This is a genomic window from Ferrimonas senticii DSM 18821 (genome assembly GCF_000422665.1).
Lineage (GTDB): Bacteria > Pseudomonadota > Gammaproteobacteria > Enterobacterales > Shewanellaceae > Ferrimonas > Ferrimonas senticii.
This window is the reverse complement of record NZ_AUGM01000004.1, coordinates 212,881-228,778: the sequence shown is the minus strand read 5'-3', so window position 1 is coordinate 228,778 and position 15,898 is coordinate 212,881. Positions and strand designations below refer to the sequence as shown.

The window sequence follows — 15,898 nt, the reverse complement described above, 5'->3', positions numbered from 1 at the left end:
GCGTGCCCTAAGGCGTACCTTACACAGGCAAACAAAACCCCTTATTTATTAACAAAAATAAATGCATCTTGAATAACTGGGATTACATGTTTTTTGTAACCCAAGTTAGTCACTTCAAGAGCTTTCAAACGACACTCAATGTTATCCTTTAAAAGTTCCTTATTACCTAGCTCACAACAGCTGCAATCAATGATCCGGTGAACTAAATCAATAAAATATGCTTGACTGCCATTTTTCTTCCCAGATTTGCAAATCTTATTGACGACTTCCTCAGCAAAAGCATTACAGTTTTCGAATAGCCCATTCATAGTATATACCTCTTTAGTTTTTTACTTAGTTAAACACCACAGCCAGCTCTGGCTGTTGAAATTTGCCCGCATAGTAGCTCTCTAGCGCGGCATTAAATTTAAGCGCCAGCTCATCACGAGCCTCAGTGGACTCGACCGTTAAATAATTCAAAATAGCGTCATCCTCACCGCGAAAAATAAGCCCTTTGAATTCCTTGCCATTGTGATTTTCAATGGCTTCAATTGCGCCACTATCGACCCAGCAACTGTTACCTAAATTCATCATCACATTGCTGTCGCAAATATCCTGAGTACAGGCATCGGCATCCGCTTTAGTTTTACCCTCCTTATCGGTCAATCGGGTGTAGCTCAGCGTACGACCTTTCTTATTTAAAAGAACGTACAAGTCTTCTAAGCAAATAATCGAAGCAATCAACTTAGTTGCTATCGTTTGCTTATCTGGCGTCACCATTATGGTTTTGCCTTTCTTCTTAGTCATAGTTTTAATCCTCATTACTTGGATTCGATATAAGTTCTGTTGCAAATGTACTCCTAAAGTTCAGGTTTGAATACCCTCTGCCCTAAATCTCAAAACGACGGTATTTCAACTAAATATTTAAGATTATTGAGTACACTTTGGATAAATAGAATGGAGAATAAGAACATATGTAGCAACGAACAATAATTAACCGACAGGTATTCCGCGCCTTCTTCAATCCACGAACCCATTTCCATTTAACATAATATTAAATTCACTAGTGACCACCAACACCCAGCTGCATGATGCAGTGCGAGCTCGACAAGCAGCAAGAATATGCAAAAAAAACACATAGACAGGCTCATGTCTCATTTGTGACGGGTTATGAAATTTGTGGAGATCATCACTAAACGAAGGCTCAACACCGAAAAAAACAGAGCGGATGCCCTGTTTCTAGTACTTACCAAGACAGCTTCTCGCCGATGCTTTCATCCAGCACTGCACCAGCGATAAAGCCTATCGCCCCACCTGCGATAGCAGCATACGGAGTTCGACCAAGCTTAAAGCCGATGGCAGCACCAACTTTAGCCAGCTTTATGCTTGATTCACCAACACGGGGTCGGCGTAATGGTCTTGCCCTAAAAGGCCGACGTTGTTTCATCTGATATTCTCCATGGACTGTAGAAGCCATTAGCGGCAAACTCGTTGTCCAATATCGTTACGATGGGCAAATCAGGGTTGGAAAATGGGGGCCAGAAGTGATCGGTTACTGATGCCTCAGAGCATCAAATTTGGCAACAGAGCAGCAAGATTTCACCGAATCGTCCCAGTGAGGATAAACATCATCCCACCGGAACCAGAGGTTTAACCCCAGCACAGCACATCTGCTCAAAACGGGTTCATACTGTTCGATGCCTTACCCTCACCGCTAAACCACGCTTCAAAACGGGCATAATGCAGCGAATCACCATCCTCCATACTCGTCATCGCCACCTTACCGACATGGCCTTTCCAAAGCGTTACCGCACATGACCAGAACAGCATTCAACTAAAAAATCACTCAAAATGCTTAACTAGTAATTAATTGCGCTCTGGGCGCTGTAATTAATAGGTTATTTTTGCAAACACTATCGCCATCAATTCAGTCTCATTGCCGACGGGTAATGAGGCGCATCAATACTGCCAACCAGCACAACGGTTCTGGAAACCCTGTGCTTGATCCATAAGAAGGTCTCACTAAGCCCTTCGAGCCGCGTGCTAGTTGAAACAATAGAGAGGACGGTTACTGAGGACGGCAGTTTTCAAGCTCGCTACGGTCTATTCCCTGTCAGTTTCCAAGACTTTAGCCAAGATGAAGCGGAGCGCATCACGACACTTGCAGAGATGGCGTTTTCTCACCCTTCGCGTCAGCTCCCATTGCCAGTAATGCCACTTTTACGCTGTCGTAGTCCCTGCCAATTTGATGCAAGAATTGATTGCCGTCGACCGACTCCAGCAACTCCAAGTCACGCAGGACAGCGCAGCTAAAGCCACAAGTATTACTGGAACCACCCGACACAATCGGCTTTATGATGGCCGACTTCATCGTATTACCCCGCTGCTTATCCAGAATGGCGAATACGGCCTCAAACCTAACCCATGCCTTCGAGTACAAACCGGACGATGAATTACCGGAAACTCGAAAGTAGATGGCACCCTCGCCATCATGCCGAGCAATCTCATACTGCAAATGGCTATCGGTCTTAGGGCTCAACTTTGGACAGGTCGCTTGCCGAAGCACTCGGTAAGGATCAGTTTTGGCATCATCATTCTGATTAGGTACTGCGGGGGCTTTCGATAGATCCGCCTTACTGGATTTCAGTGCAGGTTTGGCACTTGCTTTAGGGGTCATAGTTATTCCTCCAAGTTAAGTTGTTCAGTCAGCGCATCGACAATCCAATCACGCCGAGAATTCACAGTAAGAATGAAGCAACCAGCTCCATCACTTTGGTAGATATTCAAGCCGAGCAGATGGCCTTCAAGCCCAATCTCGACCACGTATTCAAGGTGTTTAACCGCATCGCTAATCAAGCCATTCAGCTGAGCATCACAAAGAAGAATCGCTTCCTCGGTATCATGTTGCTCAATCAAAATCAGCAGCGTGGCCGTTTCATCCCAAAAGTTTGCCGCCTCATCAAAATCACCATCCCACGGCAAGAGAAAGTGAGCTCTAAGTTCATCCTTAACCGCCATTGGTAGCGACAATTGCGCTAGGTCGGTAAGGGTTCGGATCATCTGCATGCCAACTCCTTTTCTGGATCACAGATACAAAAACGCCCCTGAAAAGCTAAAGCCTTCCAAGGGCGGTTCATTCGTCAGACAGCTAAATGCCGGTGCGCTTATGGTTAAGTTGTAAGGTGGCCTCTTCAACCAGTTCCGACAGGGTATTGCTGCCCAGTTGCAGCGCTTGTTTATCAAATTTGCGGTAATGGAGCGTGCTGGACATATCGGCATGGTTCAACATTCGCTGCACCGTTGTGATGTCTAAGCCTCGATTCAACAGGTTAGTGGCAACGCTATGGCGAGCACTGTGCAACACCAAACCATCAGGATCGATACCCGCTTGTTTTAGTATCAGCTGGAACGCTTTTCGTGGCGGGGAGATATGGGTGCCTTCTCGACTGCCAGGAAAGACATAGGGATTGCCTGGCTGCTTCAACGCTCGAAGTTCCAGCATCAACTCCAACATCAGTGGCGAGAGATGGATAAAGTGCGCCTGCCCATTTTTGGTCGATTTGATGAAGATGGTGCGATTCGTCAGATCAACATCTGACCATTGTCGGCACATCAACTCCCGCAGACGCGCTCCGGACAACCACAGCAACGCGATTAAGTTACCTTTGACCTTACAGTAATACGTCCGCGCGACCTTAATCAGCAAAGCCGTCTCATTCACATCGAGATATCGCATTCGAGCTGAATTCTCAGCCTTTAGCGGCACCTTGGTTGCATGGTTAGTGGTATTCAAGATCCGAGCTGACATCGAGCACAACGTTTTCACCAACGCCAATACCCGATTGTTGGTGGCTACCGTGTAAAGTTTACCTTTATAGGTTTCAGTCGCCAGATGGGACTGGAACTTCAAAATGGCATGTGCGCTGAGTTTATCCATCGGGATCCGATAGATCGGTTTGCAGCGCAAGAATCGAGTCTCGTCGTCCTTCCACGACTTCTTCGATGTCTTCGCCCAAGGCAAAAAGGTTTCGTGGAAAAAGGTGAACACATCGGGCAGCTCAACTACCTCCCGATTATCGCGTTCGATCTTTGGATCAATGCCATCGGCAATCTTTACCTTCAATCGCCTTGCCCGATCTCGCGCCTCTTTAATCGTTAGATCTGGCCAACGGCCAATGCTGATACTGCTTTTGCGCCGTGTTTCGGGAGACTGATAACGCAGCAAGTAAGTGCGATTGCCCGTTCGTCCCACCAAGATCTTTAACCCCACCACTTCAGTGTCTGACCACTGCTCGCAATTGGATTTCGACTCGGGGGGCGGTAACGGTAAGGATTTGATCAGCGCATTAGTGAAGTGTCGCGTGCGACGGTTAGACATAGGGACTCCTACGATAGTAGATATCCCTTCACTAATATATGCCTCTAAATGTCGCTGTTACGGATGCCGCTCTGCAATCAGCACTCGTCGCTATCCCGCACTATCACTGATTTTCCGGCTAATACTCAGACCCTGATTGTAGCAATGTATATTGCCGACATTACCTAACTGATCCCGTTTATCATCCCCGTCTAAACCAGCAGCACAACTCACGACAGAATCCACGACAGCACTCCTACACTGTCACAATCAAGGTCTGAAATTTATCTCCAATCCCTTCGCCGACGCGGGTGTAGATGGCGATGCCCATGAGCAATGCTGTATTAGGCGCTCGAAATGCATCGAGTCTTGATGCGGTTGGGGAGATGAGATTGGGCTGGGCCGTTAGCCTTGTCGTTCTAGTCGTCCACCCATGCTGACGTATTCAGAATTTTGGAACGGTAAGTTGAGCGAGCAGCGCATTACCACGACTTTTGCGCAACATTCTATTAATAATGCGCTCGCGCATTATTAATCTGAATCTCCCTCTAATATACCCCCACGACAACCCTAGCTATAGGGTTCCTGATGAATCACTTAATGGCTCCGCAGCGAGATCGATGGCTAAGCCCATTCAGCGGGTCAACACAGCAGCTTATGCGCTTATTTCAGCCGAAAGGTTTCGGATATTGACCGTAAACAACGGCGTTTAAATGCAGCTTGTTACTGACAGATGTTGGCTCGACGATCCCGCAAGCGCTATCGGGCAACCGAATGTCACCACCAGACTGAAGCGCAGATAACCGGATATCGACCGTAACCGTCTTGATGAACTCGAATGGCTTAGTTTCGAATGGAATTTGGGGGCGGGCATACAGCGCCATCAATGCGCCGATTAACCACTGATTAAGCTGGCGGCAGGCTAAAGGTATAGAACAACCATCACCAAAATTGGCAACGGCCAATCGGCGGTAAATTTAAGACATAAAAAAACGGCTTAGCATTTCTGCTAAGCCGTTGATTTATATGGCAGGGGTAGACGGGCTCGAACCGCCAACACCCGGATTTGGAATCCGGTGCTCTACCAATTGGAGCTATACCCCTTGAGAACGAGGTGCATTGTATATCAGCGAAGCCAAAGGTAAAGCACTTTTTCGTGGCAACTGGTGCGACTGACCACTTAAGCAGCAAACTGCAGGAAATCAACGCAACGCACAACCAAAACGCAACATTTAGGGCATAATTGCGCCATTCCAATGGCTTAACCATACTTCTGCTGTGGCTTCTGAAACCTCCCCTATCGACCAATATGAACTGACGCGTATCAGCATCCGCCTTGGTCAGTTACTAATGCAGCATGGCGCCGAGTCGATGCTGATTGCCGATCTTAGCCGCCGGATGGGGCGAGCGCTGGGCTTACAAGAGGTGCACGTCACCCTAACCGCCAACGCCATTAACGTCACCAGCGTCCAAAACCAACACTGCGTCACCACCGTGCGCTATTGCCGCGATCACGGCATCCATATGGGAGTGGTGACCGAACTGCAGCATCTGGTGGTAATGGCCGAACACAAAGTACTGGACGCTTACTCGATCCGCGAACGGCTGAATAAGATCAACCCGGAACGCTACAACCGCTGGTTGGTGCTGTTTATGGTCGGCCTCTCTTGTGCGGCCTTTAGTATGTTGGCCGGCGGCGACTGGACGGTATTCGCAATGACCTTTGTGGCTACCTGTTGCGGCATGCTGGTACGCCAAGAGCTGGGCCATCGCCACTTTAATCCGCTGCTGAACTTCGCCGCCACCGCCTTTGTCACCACCGCCGCGTCGGCGCCAGCGCTCTATTTTCAGTTAGGCAACCTGCCGACGGTAGTAATGGCGTCATCGGTATTGATGTTGGTGCCGGGGGTGCCGCTGATCAACGCCGCCTCCGACATGGTCAAAGGCTACATCAACGTTGGCCTATCCCGTTGGACCATGGCATCGCTGCTGACGCTGGCGACCAGCATTGGCATCGTTATGGCAATCAATCTGTTTAACCTGTGGCCGCTGATCCCATGAGCCTATTTGAACTGTTATTTAAAGGCGCCCTCGCCGCCATTCCAGCGCTGGGCTTTGCCCTGCTGTTTAATGTGCCGGTACGGGCATTGAAGTATTGCGCCATCCTCGGTGCCATTGGGGTGATGTGCCGAGTCAGCCTGATGAACTACGGCTTATCCATTGAGCTGGCGACTCTGTTTGCGGCGATTGTGGTTGGCAGTTTGGGGATTTGGCTGTCGCCGCGCTTAGTGGCACCGCCGAAAGTGTTTACGGTGGCGGCGGTGATCCCGATGCTGCCAGGGGTCTACGCGTTTAAATCGATGACCGCCTTGGTGCAGCTAAACCAACAGGATTACAGCCCAGAACTGCTGGCAATACTGTTCGATAACTTCCTTACCACCCTGTTTGTGATTGGCGGTTTGGCGCTGGGGCTCGCCCTGCCCGGCCTGATCTTCTATCGCCGGCGCTGGATTATCTAGCCTAGCGACTTTGGCTCTTGCTCTTACTAATCACTGATAACTGACGACTGACACTGACAACTGCGCTCTACGCATAAAAAAGCGCCGCTGGATTTCCCCTAGCGGCGCTTTTTTGTGGCATCAAACTGACTTAGTTCAGAGTGATGCGGGCGAACTTACGCTTACCTACTTGGTAAACCGCAGTACCAGCGGCTGGCACCAGACGGGTGTCGTCCACTTTGTTGCCGTCGATCTTAACCGCGCCCTGCTTGATCATCCGCATCGCGTCAGAGGTGGTGCCCACCAGTTGGGCCTCTTTCAGCAAGTTGGCGATCGCCATGCCAGCGTCGAAGCTCAGCTCTGGCATCTCATCTGGGATCGCTTTTTTAGCAAAACGCAGGGTGAAATCTTCATGGGCAGCTTCCGCTGCGGCTTCGTTGTGGAAGCGAGCGATGATCTCTTTGGCCAGCGCAATCTTGGCATCACGTGGGTTCGCACCAGCGGCGATGTCGGTTTTCAGCTGCTCGATGTGCTCCAGCGGCTTGAACGACAGCAAGGTGTAGTAGTCCCACATCAGTTCGTCAGACACCGACATGATCTTACCGAACATCTCGTTTGGCGCTTCGGATACACCGATGTAGTTGTGCGCCGATTTGGACATCTTCTTAACGCCGTCCAGACCCACCAGCAGCGGCATGGTGATCACCACCTGACGCTCTTGGCCTGCGCTCTTTTGCAGCTCACGGCCCATCAGCAGGTTGAACTTCTGATCGGTACCGCCCAGCTCGATGTCAGCTTGCAGCGCTACGGAATCGTGGCCTTGCAGCAGCGGGTACATAAACTCGTGGATCGCGATGGATTGGCCGCTGGCGTAACGCTTTTTAAAGTCGTCACGCTCTAGCATACGAGCTACGGTCTGCTGGGAAGCCAGACGCAGCATGCCTTCGGCACCCAGTTCGCCCAACCAGCTGGAGTTAAATTCGATGCGGGTCTTAGCCGGATCCAGAATTTTAAACACCTGCTCTTTGTAGGTTTCGGCGTTCGCCATTACCTGCTCTTTGGTCAGCGGTGGACGGGTGGTGTTCTTGCCTGACGGGTCACCAACCATGCCGGTGAAGTCGCCGATCAGGAAGATAACTTCGTGGCCCAAGTCTTGGAACTGACGCAGCTTGTTGAGGATCACGGTGTGACCTAGGTGGATGTCTGGCGCGGTTGGATCGGCGCCCAGTTTCACCCGCAATGGGCGGCCTAGCTTGAGCTTGGCAACCAGCTCCTCTTCCACCAAAATCTCATCGGTGCCGCGACGGATCTCGGCCAACGCCTTATCCAAATCAGTCATGCCCTGTCTCCACAGTTTGAATCTGTCTACAAAAGCGATAATGTTAATGATTACCCGCGATAAAGCAACGCGAAGCCGCGGTCAAAGTCATTGCAAAAGCCCGCTATCACGGGGCTTAATGACTAAACTGTGAGCTTGGCGTGCGCCATAATAACAACGACGTTAGTTATGCTTGAAACTCTGTTAGCCAGCACCAACCAACTTCGGCAATTGCCCATTCGCCATCGCATCGCCATGATGGTAACCCTTGCCCTAATGGTACTGATGATGGCCCTGCCCAGCCCTAACTCATTAGCGGCGCAATTTACCCCTCCGCTGCCGGTTAAGCTGCGACTGCCGTTGACGGTTAACCTGCCAAGCCTCAGCGAAACCGATAGCGAGCAACAAGCCCCATGGCAGCAATTCACCGTTGAAAACGGTGACAGCATGGCATTGCTGTTTAAACGCGCCGGCTTATCGCCACAAACCCTGCATCAGCTAACGCAGCTTCCTCAAGCAGGCAAAGCACTGAAAAACATCAAACCCAAACAGGTGCTAGAACTGCAGATCGAAGACGGCCAATTGCTGGGGCTGCGCTATCCGCAATCCGCCAGCGACACTCTGGTAATTAGCCGCAGCGACAGCGGTTTCAGCGAGCAGCTTGAACAGCTAACCCTGCAAACTCGCCAGCACTACGCCAGCGCGACGATTACCTCGAACTTTTGGAACGCGGCGGTGGATGCCGGGCTAACCGCCAACACCATCATGGAGCTAGCGGCGCTGTTTGGCTGGGATATCGATTTTGCCTTGGATCTGCGCGCTGGTGATCACTTTGCGGTGCTGTGGCAAGAGCATTACCTTGATGGTCAACACGTTGATCAGGGCCATATTCTGGCTGCGGAGTTCGTTAACCAAGGCGAGGTGTTTCGGGCAATTCGCCACCAAGACGGCAACTATTACGGCGACCAAGGCCGCGCCATGAAAAAGGCGTTCTTGCGGGCGCCGGTGCAATTTAATTACATCTCGTCGAACTTTAATCCGCGCCGCTTACACCCAGTCACCGGCCGAGTGCGGCCGCACAACGGCGCCGATTACGTTGCCCCAGTGGGCACCCCTATTATGGCCGCCGGTGATGGCACTGTGGTCAGTTCCAGCTACAACCAATACAACGGCAACTACGTGTTTATCAAACACTCCAACACCTACGTCACCAAGTACCTGCATCTGAAAAAGCGGCTGGTGAACAAGGGCCAGCGAGTGAAACAGGGGCAAACCATCGGCACCTTGGGTGCCACCGGCCGAGTGACCGGCGCTCACCTGCACTACGAATTCTTGGTTAACGGCGTTCATCGCAACCCGCGTACCGTTAAACTGCCGCAATCGCGCTCGCTCAGCGGCCAAGAAAAACAAACCTTCTTAGCCAACAGCAAACCGCTGTTGGCACAAATTGCTCATCGCCAGTCGATCCTACTGGCGCGACAGGAAACCAACCCGCTATGACCTTGGTTATCGGCCTAATGTCTGGCACCTCGATGGACGGTGTCGATGCCGCGTTAATTCGCTTCAATGAACATGAAGCCCCCGAACTGCTGTGCAGCCACAGCCTCGATCTGCCACCGCCGCTGCTGCGTGAACTGCACGCGCTATGCCAACCGGCGAACAACGAAATTGACCGCCTTGGCCGCGCCGAACGGCAGCTTTCCCGCGTGTTTGCCGAGTGTTGCCACAACCTGTTAGCCAAAGCGGGTCTCGATGCCAGCGAGGTCGCCGCCATCGGCAGCCACGGCCAAACCGTGCGCCACCATCCCGATGGCCCTAACGGCTTCACCTTGCAGTTAGGTTGCCCTAGCACCCTAGCGGCGCTGACCGGCATCGATGTGATTGCCGATTTTCGACGAATGGACATCGCCCTTGGCGGCCAAGGGGCGCCACTGGTGCCGGCGTTTCATCAAGCGCTGTTTCAAAATCAGCAAGATCGCGCCATCGTTAACATTGGCGGCATCGCCAACATCACTTGGCTGCCTGCCAGCGGTGGCAGTGGCGAAGTGGTTGGCTACGACACCGGCCCCGGCAATACCTTAATGGACGCCTGGTGCCGCGAACGCTTTGGCTGTAATTACGATGATAACGGTCAGTTGGCGGCGCAAGGTCAGGTCAATCAAGCGCTGCTGCGACGTCTGCTCAGCCACGCTTATTTCAATCAAAGCCCGCCGAAAAGCACCGGCCGCGAACTGTTCAATATGGTGTGGTTACAAGGGCACCTGAACAGTCTCGATCCGATCAGCGATCACGACGTATTGGCTACCCTGCTTATGCTCACCGTCGCCAGCATCGCCGATTGCGTCAGTCAGCACAGCGCTAACGCGCAACTGTATGTCTGTGGTGGCGGCGCCTTTAATGGCGAACTGATGCACCAGCTGGCGCAACAACTGCCAAACGCCACGGTGCAGTCCACCGCCGTATTGGGGCTGGATCCGCAATGGGTCGAAGCCAGCGCGTTTGCGTGGCTGGCGTATCGCCACCTGCAACGGTTACCGGGCAACTTGCCTGCGGTCACCGGCGCCAGCCGCGCCGCGGTGCTGGGTGGCCGTTACCACGGCCGCTAAATAACTCCTTCCCCAGAAACGACAAAGGCCAACCCTCGCGGGTTGGCCTTTTGCTATTAGCGGTTAATTACAGCTTGCAGGCGGCGATGGCGCTGCGAATGCCGTCGCCGTAGGCGGCGTCACACAGATCAAAGTGAGCCAGCATCCGCTCACGCACTTCGTCAGTCACCAGATGCAAAGTGGAGGCGATGGTAGCAAACAGCGCCTGCTGCTGCTCAGGGCTCATCATCCGGAACAGATCCCCGGCTTGGGCGTAGTTCTCTTCCACGGTCTTGTCGTGACGAGCCATCACTCCATCGATATCTAATGCAGGCTCGGCAAATTGCGGCTGCTGTACAGGGCCATCTTGAGTGTTCGGGCCGTAGTTAACGCCACCACGGTTATCTGGGGTTTTGCCATGGAATGGGCAACCGCTGCCAGCCATGTGGCCACCACGTTGGTAGTGATTGGCTTCGGTGGCGTGCGGGCAGTTCACCGGCAGATTGTTGTAGTTGGCACCAATCCGGTAACGCTGGGCATCGGCGTAGGCGAACAGACGCGCTTGCAGCATCTTACATGGGGATGCGCCAACACCAGGAACCATATTGGCTGGCGACAGTGCTGCTTGCTCCACTTCGTTGAAGTAGTTATCTGGGTTGCGGTTTAGCTCCAGCACGCCAATTTCGATCAGTGGGTAGTCTTTGTGCGGCCACACCTTGGTCAGATCAAACGGATTGAGGTGGTATTCCTTGGCATCCGCTTCCGGCATGATCTGCAGGTTCACCGACCATTTCGGGCAATCGCCGTCTTCAATGGCGGCGTACAGATCGCGCTGGGCGTGATCCGGATCGATCCCTTTCAGTTTATTGGCCTGCTCGTTGGACAGGTTCTTAATCCCCTGCAGGGTCTTAAAGTGGTACTTGATCCAGAAACGCTCGCCTTTGGCATTCCACAACGAGAAAGTGTGGCTGCCGTATCCGTTCATGTGGCGGTAAGTGGCTGGAATACCACGATCGGACATCAAAATGGTGACCTGATGCATCGCCTCTGGGTTAAGCGACCAGAAATCCCACATCGCCTGCGGATCTTTTAAGTTGGTCTTGGGATTGCGCTTTTGGGTATGAATAAAGTCAGGGAACTTGATGCCATCACGCAGGAAGAACACCGGGGTGTTGTTGCCGACCACATCGTGGTTGCCGTTGGCGGTATAAAACCGCAAGCCAAAGCCACGTGGATCCCGCTCCGCATCGGCAGAGCCCGCCTCACCACCAACGGTAGAGAAACGCACAAAGGTTTCGGTCTGCTTACCGACACCGCAAAAGTGATCGGCAATGGTGTACTCGGACAGATCTTTGGTCAGCGTGAAAGTGCCATAAGCACCAGAGCCTTTGGCGTGTACCACCCGCTCTGGCACCCGCTCACGGTTAAAGTGGGCCAGCTTCTCAATCAAGTGCCAATCTTGCAGCATCACGCCACCGCGGGCGCCAGCGGTTAAGCTGTTTTGATCATCAGCAATTGGGGCGCCATTTTGGCTGGTTAAGCGGCTATTCATCGTTGTTCATCCTTTATGCATGGTTCCCATCGGCGGGACACTGTTCGGCATGCGGCCGAGGCCACCTTGACCATCAGCGCTAATCGTTGAAAGCGATAATAGCTCTCAATTTCATTTGCAAAAACAAATTACAACAGGTTGCCGTATTCTGTTTTTTCAATTAAGCACGCCATATCAGTACGCTATGCCGAGATGCCCAACGCGTCACTGCGTTAGATCAAGCATTGCAACAATTCTCAATTCGCTTTACTGGCAGTAACACCGATTGGATTAAAGTCGGCCAAAGGCCGTTCGCGCAACCGTCAGCGGTTCAATCGAAGCCGCGAACACGTTCGTGGAAATCTAGATAGTTCAGAGCAGCAACTAATGACACCACAGTGACGGAGATTCACAGCGCTCTATGCCGACTTGTTGACGCCGAGTGAAACCGCAAACGCAGCGGCAAGCCGAGGGCAGGATGCCCGAGAGTGCCCGTGAAGGCATGGATGCCGCCTCGGGCCGGTGCTGGCGCGCAGTGCGGTGAGGACGAGGGGCTGTCGTCAACCTTGGAGGCGCAGGGGATCCCTCAGGGCACAGCCCTTGGCCGCCGGAGGCAAAGATAAGAGCGTTAGCAGTGATTAGTTCGCAGTCGTTGGTAAGAGCAAGATCGCCGGTGGCAGTCGCGAATACCAGCGAGAGTTAATTCACCCTAGAAAAATGACAACAAAAAACCGCGCCGAAGCGCGGTTTTGTTGGCAATGAAAGGCCGCTCGCTTATTCTGCGTAGCTGCCGTTCCAGTCACCGTAGTTGGCATCACCAGCCAGAATGGTGGTTGCAACAGTGCCCAGTTGCGCGTTCAGTACGCCAGTTACCGCAGCAATTACGTCGTCTTGCGACTCTTGCTGGGTGTAGAAGCTCACTGCCACGTGGTACTTGTTGTTGAAGTAAGCGATAAACAGATCCCAACCTTTGTCGATCTGCAGCTCGGTCAGCGCATCGTCAACCGCATCGAACTTCTCAATGTCGCCTTCAAAACGAAACTCAACACAGGTCTCAGCATAAGCGCCGATGCCCAGTTTCTTCTGGTGGCGTGGCTTGTGGTGACGTTTCAGTTCCAGCTCAACCACATTAGGTACGGCAATCACAGACATAACGACCTCGTTGTCAGCGCGCAAACGACAGGTTCGCGCCAATTAATAGTGCAGCGAGGTTATGCCAGAGCCTTGCCCTTAGCAAGTAAATCGACCTAACGCTGCCACCACGAGCCCAGTTTCAGACCAACCAACATCGGCACTAGAAAATACAGCAGCTGCGGATTGAGTGATGACAACGACGCCCACAGCGGCCCCGGACACAATCCCGCCAGCCCCCAACCGGCACCAAACAGCGCAGCGCCGATCAGCAAACGGCGATCGATGCGGCCATTAGTTGGCAGTTGCAACGGCTGCCCCACTAACGTCTGCTGGCGCTTAGCCACCAACAACCAATAACCGGGGGCAAACACCAACAATGCCCCCGCCATCACCCACATCAGACTGCCGCGCCACTGCCCCAGCACATCCAGAAACGCGGTCACTCGCGCCGGATCGGTCATCTGTGACAACGCCATCCCCGCACCAAACAGCAGCCCCGCCAGTAAGGAGCTGAGCGCTAACGTCAGGCTAATGCTTGGGCTTTTTTTCGCTATTACCGCTTGGGTCATCAGTTAAGCCCCCACAGGTGTAAGCGCAGTGATGCCACCACCACCGCAACCGCCATAAACAGCGCCGTCGCCACCATCGAGCGGCGTGACAGTCGCCCCAAGCCGCAAATGCCATGGCCGCTGGTACAACCGTTGCCAATCGCCGTGCCAAGCCCAACCAGCAAGCCCGCCAGCGCCAACTGCCACGGTGGCATTGGCAACATGGCGGGAATAACGCCGCCGAGAAAGGCCACGGAGAGGGCGCCGCCGAGGATCATCCCCAGCAAAAACAGCCCCCGCCATAATTTATCGCCACCAGCGCGTAGCAAACCGCCGGTAATGCCGCTGATCCCCGCAATCCGGCCATTCACCAATAACAGCAGCAGCGCCGAACCCCCAAGTAACATGCCGCCGAGCAGCGACGGCAACCAATCAGCAAACAGCGCCGCCCAGCCATTGATCGTTAATGAATCCATCTTTGTCTTCCCTAACTGGTTACAACATAAGCAAAAGGCACTTTATTAAAATTGAATCGGCAAAGACAGAAGCGTGACCCATTCTAGGCCTGCGGCAGTGGCAATTTGCTACGCTGCCGCCCTCCGTTGTTATCGCGAATGACTATGCGCCACTGGCTGTTGTTTTTATTGATTTTTGTCGCTTGGCTGGGGTTAAGCCCTTACCTGAGCTTGCCATGGCAAGGGCTCGGTTTAACTCTGCTGGCGCTGCTGCTATGGACCTTGCGACCACTGCCAGAGCTGCACAGTGCGCTGTTGATCCCACTGTTGGCGTTCAGCGATGGCATGCTGCCGATCGGTGACTTAATCGAGATCGGCAGCAGCCCCACCCTCGCCATCTTCGTATTTGGTTTTGCCTTTGCCAGCCTCAGTCGCAGCCAAGGCTTAGACACCATCACCCTAACCGCCATCAGCCACTGGGCCAATGGCAGCGAACGGCGCGCCAGTTATCTGCTGTTTGCCTTAACCGCGCTGATCTCGATGTGGACCAGCAACGCCGTCACCACCGCCCTGATGCTGCCGCTAGCACTGATGCTGGGGCAGCATCGCAGCGTCGCTCAGCAGCACTATCTGGCGATCGCCATCACCTTTAGCAGCACCCTTGGCGGGATGGCGACCCAAGCCGGCAGCTCCACCAGTTTTATTGCCAGCAACCTGACCGGATTGGGCTTTATCGATTGGATGCTGCTGGCGCTGCCGCTCAGCGTTGCTTTATGGTTGCTGGCAATGGTTATTCTGGAATATCACTTTAAACCGAGCTTCAGTGACGGCATCGTTCTTCCCAAACAAGCGCTGAACCGTCAGCAATGGCAAGCGCTGGCCTTGGTGGCGCTGACCATCGGCGGCTTTGTGGTGGCTTCGATTTTATGGCGCGGCAGCAGTCAGTGGTACGGGCTGATCCCGGTGCTGGGGGTTGTGGCGATGCTGGCGCTGAAACTGATTACCCTGCCGCAGCTGCAACGGGCGATTAAATATCGAGTCTTGCTGGTGTTTGTCGCCGCCATCAGCTTAGGCAAAGCACTGCAATACTCCGGCGGCGGCCAGATGCTGGTGGACGGCTTAATGCCCTGCTTAAGCGACTTACCGCTGCCGCTGCAATTGGGGTTATTGCTGCTGACAATCGCGCTGTTAACCGAGCTGATGAGCAACGTCACCTGCGCGGCAATTCTGGCACCACTGCTGTCGTTGGTGCTGTTGCCGCAGGGCAGCAGTGAGCAGCAGATCGCGCTGTTAGTGGGGATCGGCTGCGCGCTGGCGTTTGTGTTACCCACCGCTACCCCAAGCAACAGCTTGATGACCGGCGTCGCGGCGGTGCCGTTACGACAACTGGCGCAAGCGGGCATCAAGGTCAAACTGGCGACGGTATTGGGGTTGTGGGGGGTATTGCTACTGTTATAGCAGCATCGAAGGCGGCATTCCGAAAACCCTTCGTT

Annotated in this window: 17 protein-coding genes and 1 tRNA gene; 5 read left to right on the top strand and 13 right to left on the bottom strand. The window is 53.2% G+C overall.

Annotation, left to right across the window (positions count from 1 at the left end):
• Positions 1-41: 41 nt before the first annotated feature.
• The 8 genes from G506_RS0104665 to G506_RS0104630 form a co-directional block, all read right to left on the bottom strand.
• Complete coding sequence (locus tag G506_RS0104665; RefSeq protein ID WP_028115860.1) at positions 42-308, bottom strand: hypothetical protein; 267 nt, start codon at positions 306-308, stop codon at positions 42-44.
• Between the two features lie 25 nt (positions 309-333).
• On the bottom strand, positions 334-786 hold the full coding sequence (locus G506_RS0104660) for a hypothetical protein (protein WP_028115859.1): 453 nt from the start codon (positions 784-786) through the stop codon (positions 334-336).
• 439 nt (positions 787-1,225) lie between these two features.
• The gene (locus tag G506_RS20850; protein WP_156904790.1) at positions 1,226-1,426 is read right to left on the bottom strand and encodes a hypothetical protein; all 201 of its coding nucleotides are present in this window, start codon (positions 1,424-1,426) and stop codon (positions 1,226-1,228) included.
• Between the two features lie 705 nt (positions 1,427-2,131).
• Complete coding sequence (locus G506_RS18770) at positions 2,132-2,656, bottom strand: hypothetical protein (protein WP_051201897.1); 525 nt, start codon at positions 2,654-2,656, stop codon at positions 2,132-2,134.
• Positions 2,657-2,658: 2 nt separating this feature from the next.
• A complete protein-coding gene (locus G506_RS0104645) occupies positions 2,659-3,045 on the bottom strand; it encodes a hypothetical protein (protein WP_028115858.1) in 387 nt (128 codons plus the stop codon).
• Between the two features lie 82 nt (positions 3,046-3,127).
• Positions 3,128-4,357 (bottom strand): integrase family protein, encoded by a 1,230-nt coding sequence (locus tag G506_RS0104640; RefSeq protein ID WP_028115857.1) that lies wholly within the window; start codon positions 4,355-4,357, stop codon positions 3,128-3,130.
• Positions 4,358-5,004: 647 nt separating this feature from the next.
• Entirely contained in the window at positions 5,005-5,220 is a 216-nt protein-coding gene (locus tag G506_RS0104635) for a hypothetical protein (protein ID WP_156904789.1), read from the bottom strand.
• 143 nt (positions 5,221-5,363) lie between these two features.
• Positions 5,364-5,440, bottom strand: a tRNA-Trp gene (locus G506_RS0104630).
• 174 nt (positions 5,441-5,614) lie between these two features.
• On the opposite strand from G506_RS0104630, the gene G506_RS0104625 reads away from it, so the two are divergent.
• Both G506_RS0104625 and G506_RS0104620 read left to right on the top strand, forming a co-directional pair.
• Positions 5,615-6,397, top strand: coding sequence for a threonine/serine exporter family protein (locus G506_RS0104625; RefSeq protein ID WP_205619471.1), 783 nt, complete (start codon positions 5,615-5,617; stop codon positions 6,395-6,397).
• A complete protein-coding gene (locus G506_RS0104620) occupies positions 6,394-6,855 on the top strand; it encodes a threonine/serine exporter family protein (RefSeq protein WP_028115854.1) in 462 nt (153 codons plus the stop codon). Before G506_RS0104625 ends, G506_RS0104620 begins: the two co-directional genes overlap by 4 nt.
• Before the next feature lie 130 nt (positions 6,856-6,985).
• Here G506_RS0104620 and tyrS read toward each other — a convergent pair whose 3' ends face one another.
• The gene (gene tyrS, locus G506_RS0104615) at positions 6,986-8,173 is read right to left on the bottom strand and encodes a tyrosine--tRNA ligase (RefSeq protein ID WP_028115853.1); all 1,188 of its coding nucleotides are present in this window, start codon (positions 8,171-8,173) and stop codon (positions 6,986-6,988) included.
• A 168-nt stretch (positions 8,174-8,341) separates the two neighbouring features.
• On the opposite strand from tyrS, the gene G506_RS18765 reads away from it, so the two are divergent.
• Entirely contained in the window at positions 8,342-9,652 is a 1,311-nt protein-coding gene (locus G506_RS18765) for a peptidoglycan DD-metalloendopeptidase family protein (protein ID WP_051201896.1), read from the top strand.
• On the top strand, positions 9,649-10,758 hold the full coding sequence (locus tag G506_RS0104605) for an anhydro-N-acetylmuramic acid kinase (RefSeq protein ID WP_028115852.1): 1,110 nt from the start codon (positions 9,649-9,651) through the stop codon (positions 10,756-10,758). The genes G506_RS18765 and G506_RS0104605 overlap by 4 nt, the downstream gene beginning before the upstream one ends.
• 67 nt (positions 10,759-10,825) lie before the next feature.
• On the opposite strand, the gene G506_RS0104600 is transcribed toward G506_RS0104605, so the two are convergent.
• The 4 genes from G506_RS0104600 to G506_RS0104585 all read right to left on the bottom strand — a co-directional run bounded on the left by G506_RS0104600 (position 10,826) and on the right by G506_RS0104585 (position 14,426).
• A complete protein-coding gene (locus tag G506_RS0104600; RefSeq protein WP_028115851.1) occupies positions 10,826-12,289 on the bottom strand; it encodes a catalase in 1,464 nt (487 codons plus the stop codon).
• 753 nt (positions 12,290-13,042) lie between these two features.
• Complete coding sequence (locus G506_RS0104595) at positions 13,043-13,420, bottom strand: hypothetical protein (RefSeq protein WP_028115850.1); 378 nt, start codon at positions 13,418-13,420, stop codon at positions 13,043-13,045.
• Positions 13,421-13,515: 95 nt separating this feature from the next.
• On the bottom strand, positions 13,516-13,971 hold the full coding sequence (locus G506_RS18760; protein ID WP_051201895.1) for a YeeE/YedE family protein: 456 nt from the start codon (positions 13,969-13,971) through the stop codon (positions 13,516-13,518).
• Positions 13,971-14,426 (bottom strand): YeeE/YedE family protein, encoded by a 456-nt coding sequence (locus G506_RS0104585; RefSeq protein ID WP_051201894.1) that lies wholly within the window; start codon positions 14,424-14,426, stop codon positions 13,971-13,973. The genes G506_RS18760 and G506_RS0104585 overlap by 1 nt, the downstream gene beginning before the upstream one ends.
• Positions 14,427-14,570: 144 nt before the next feature.
• Here G506_RS0104585 and G506_RS0104580 point away from each other — a divergent pair, with 144 nt between their 5' ends.
• Positions 14,571-15,863: an SLC13 family permease gene (locus G506_RS0104580; protein ID WP_028115848.1), complete on the top strand. Its 1,293-nt coding sequence runs from the start codon at positions 14,571-14,573 to the stop codon at positions 15,861-15,863.
• Positions 15,864-15,898 lie beyond the last annotated feature (35 nt).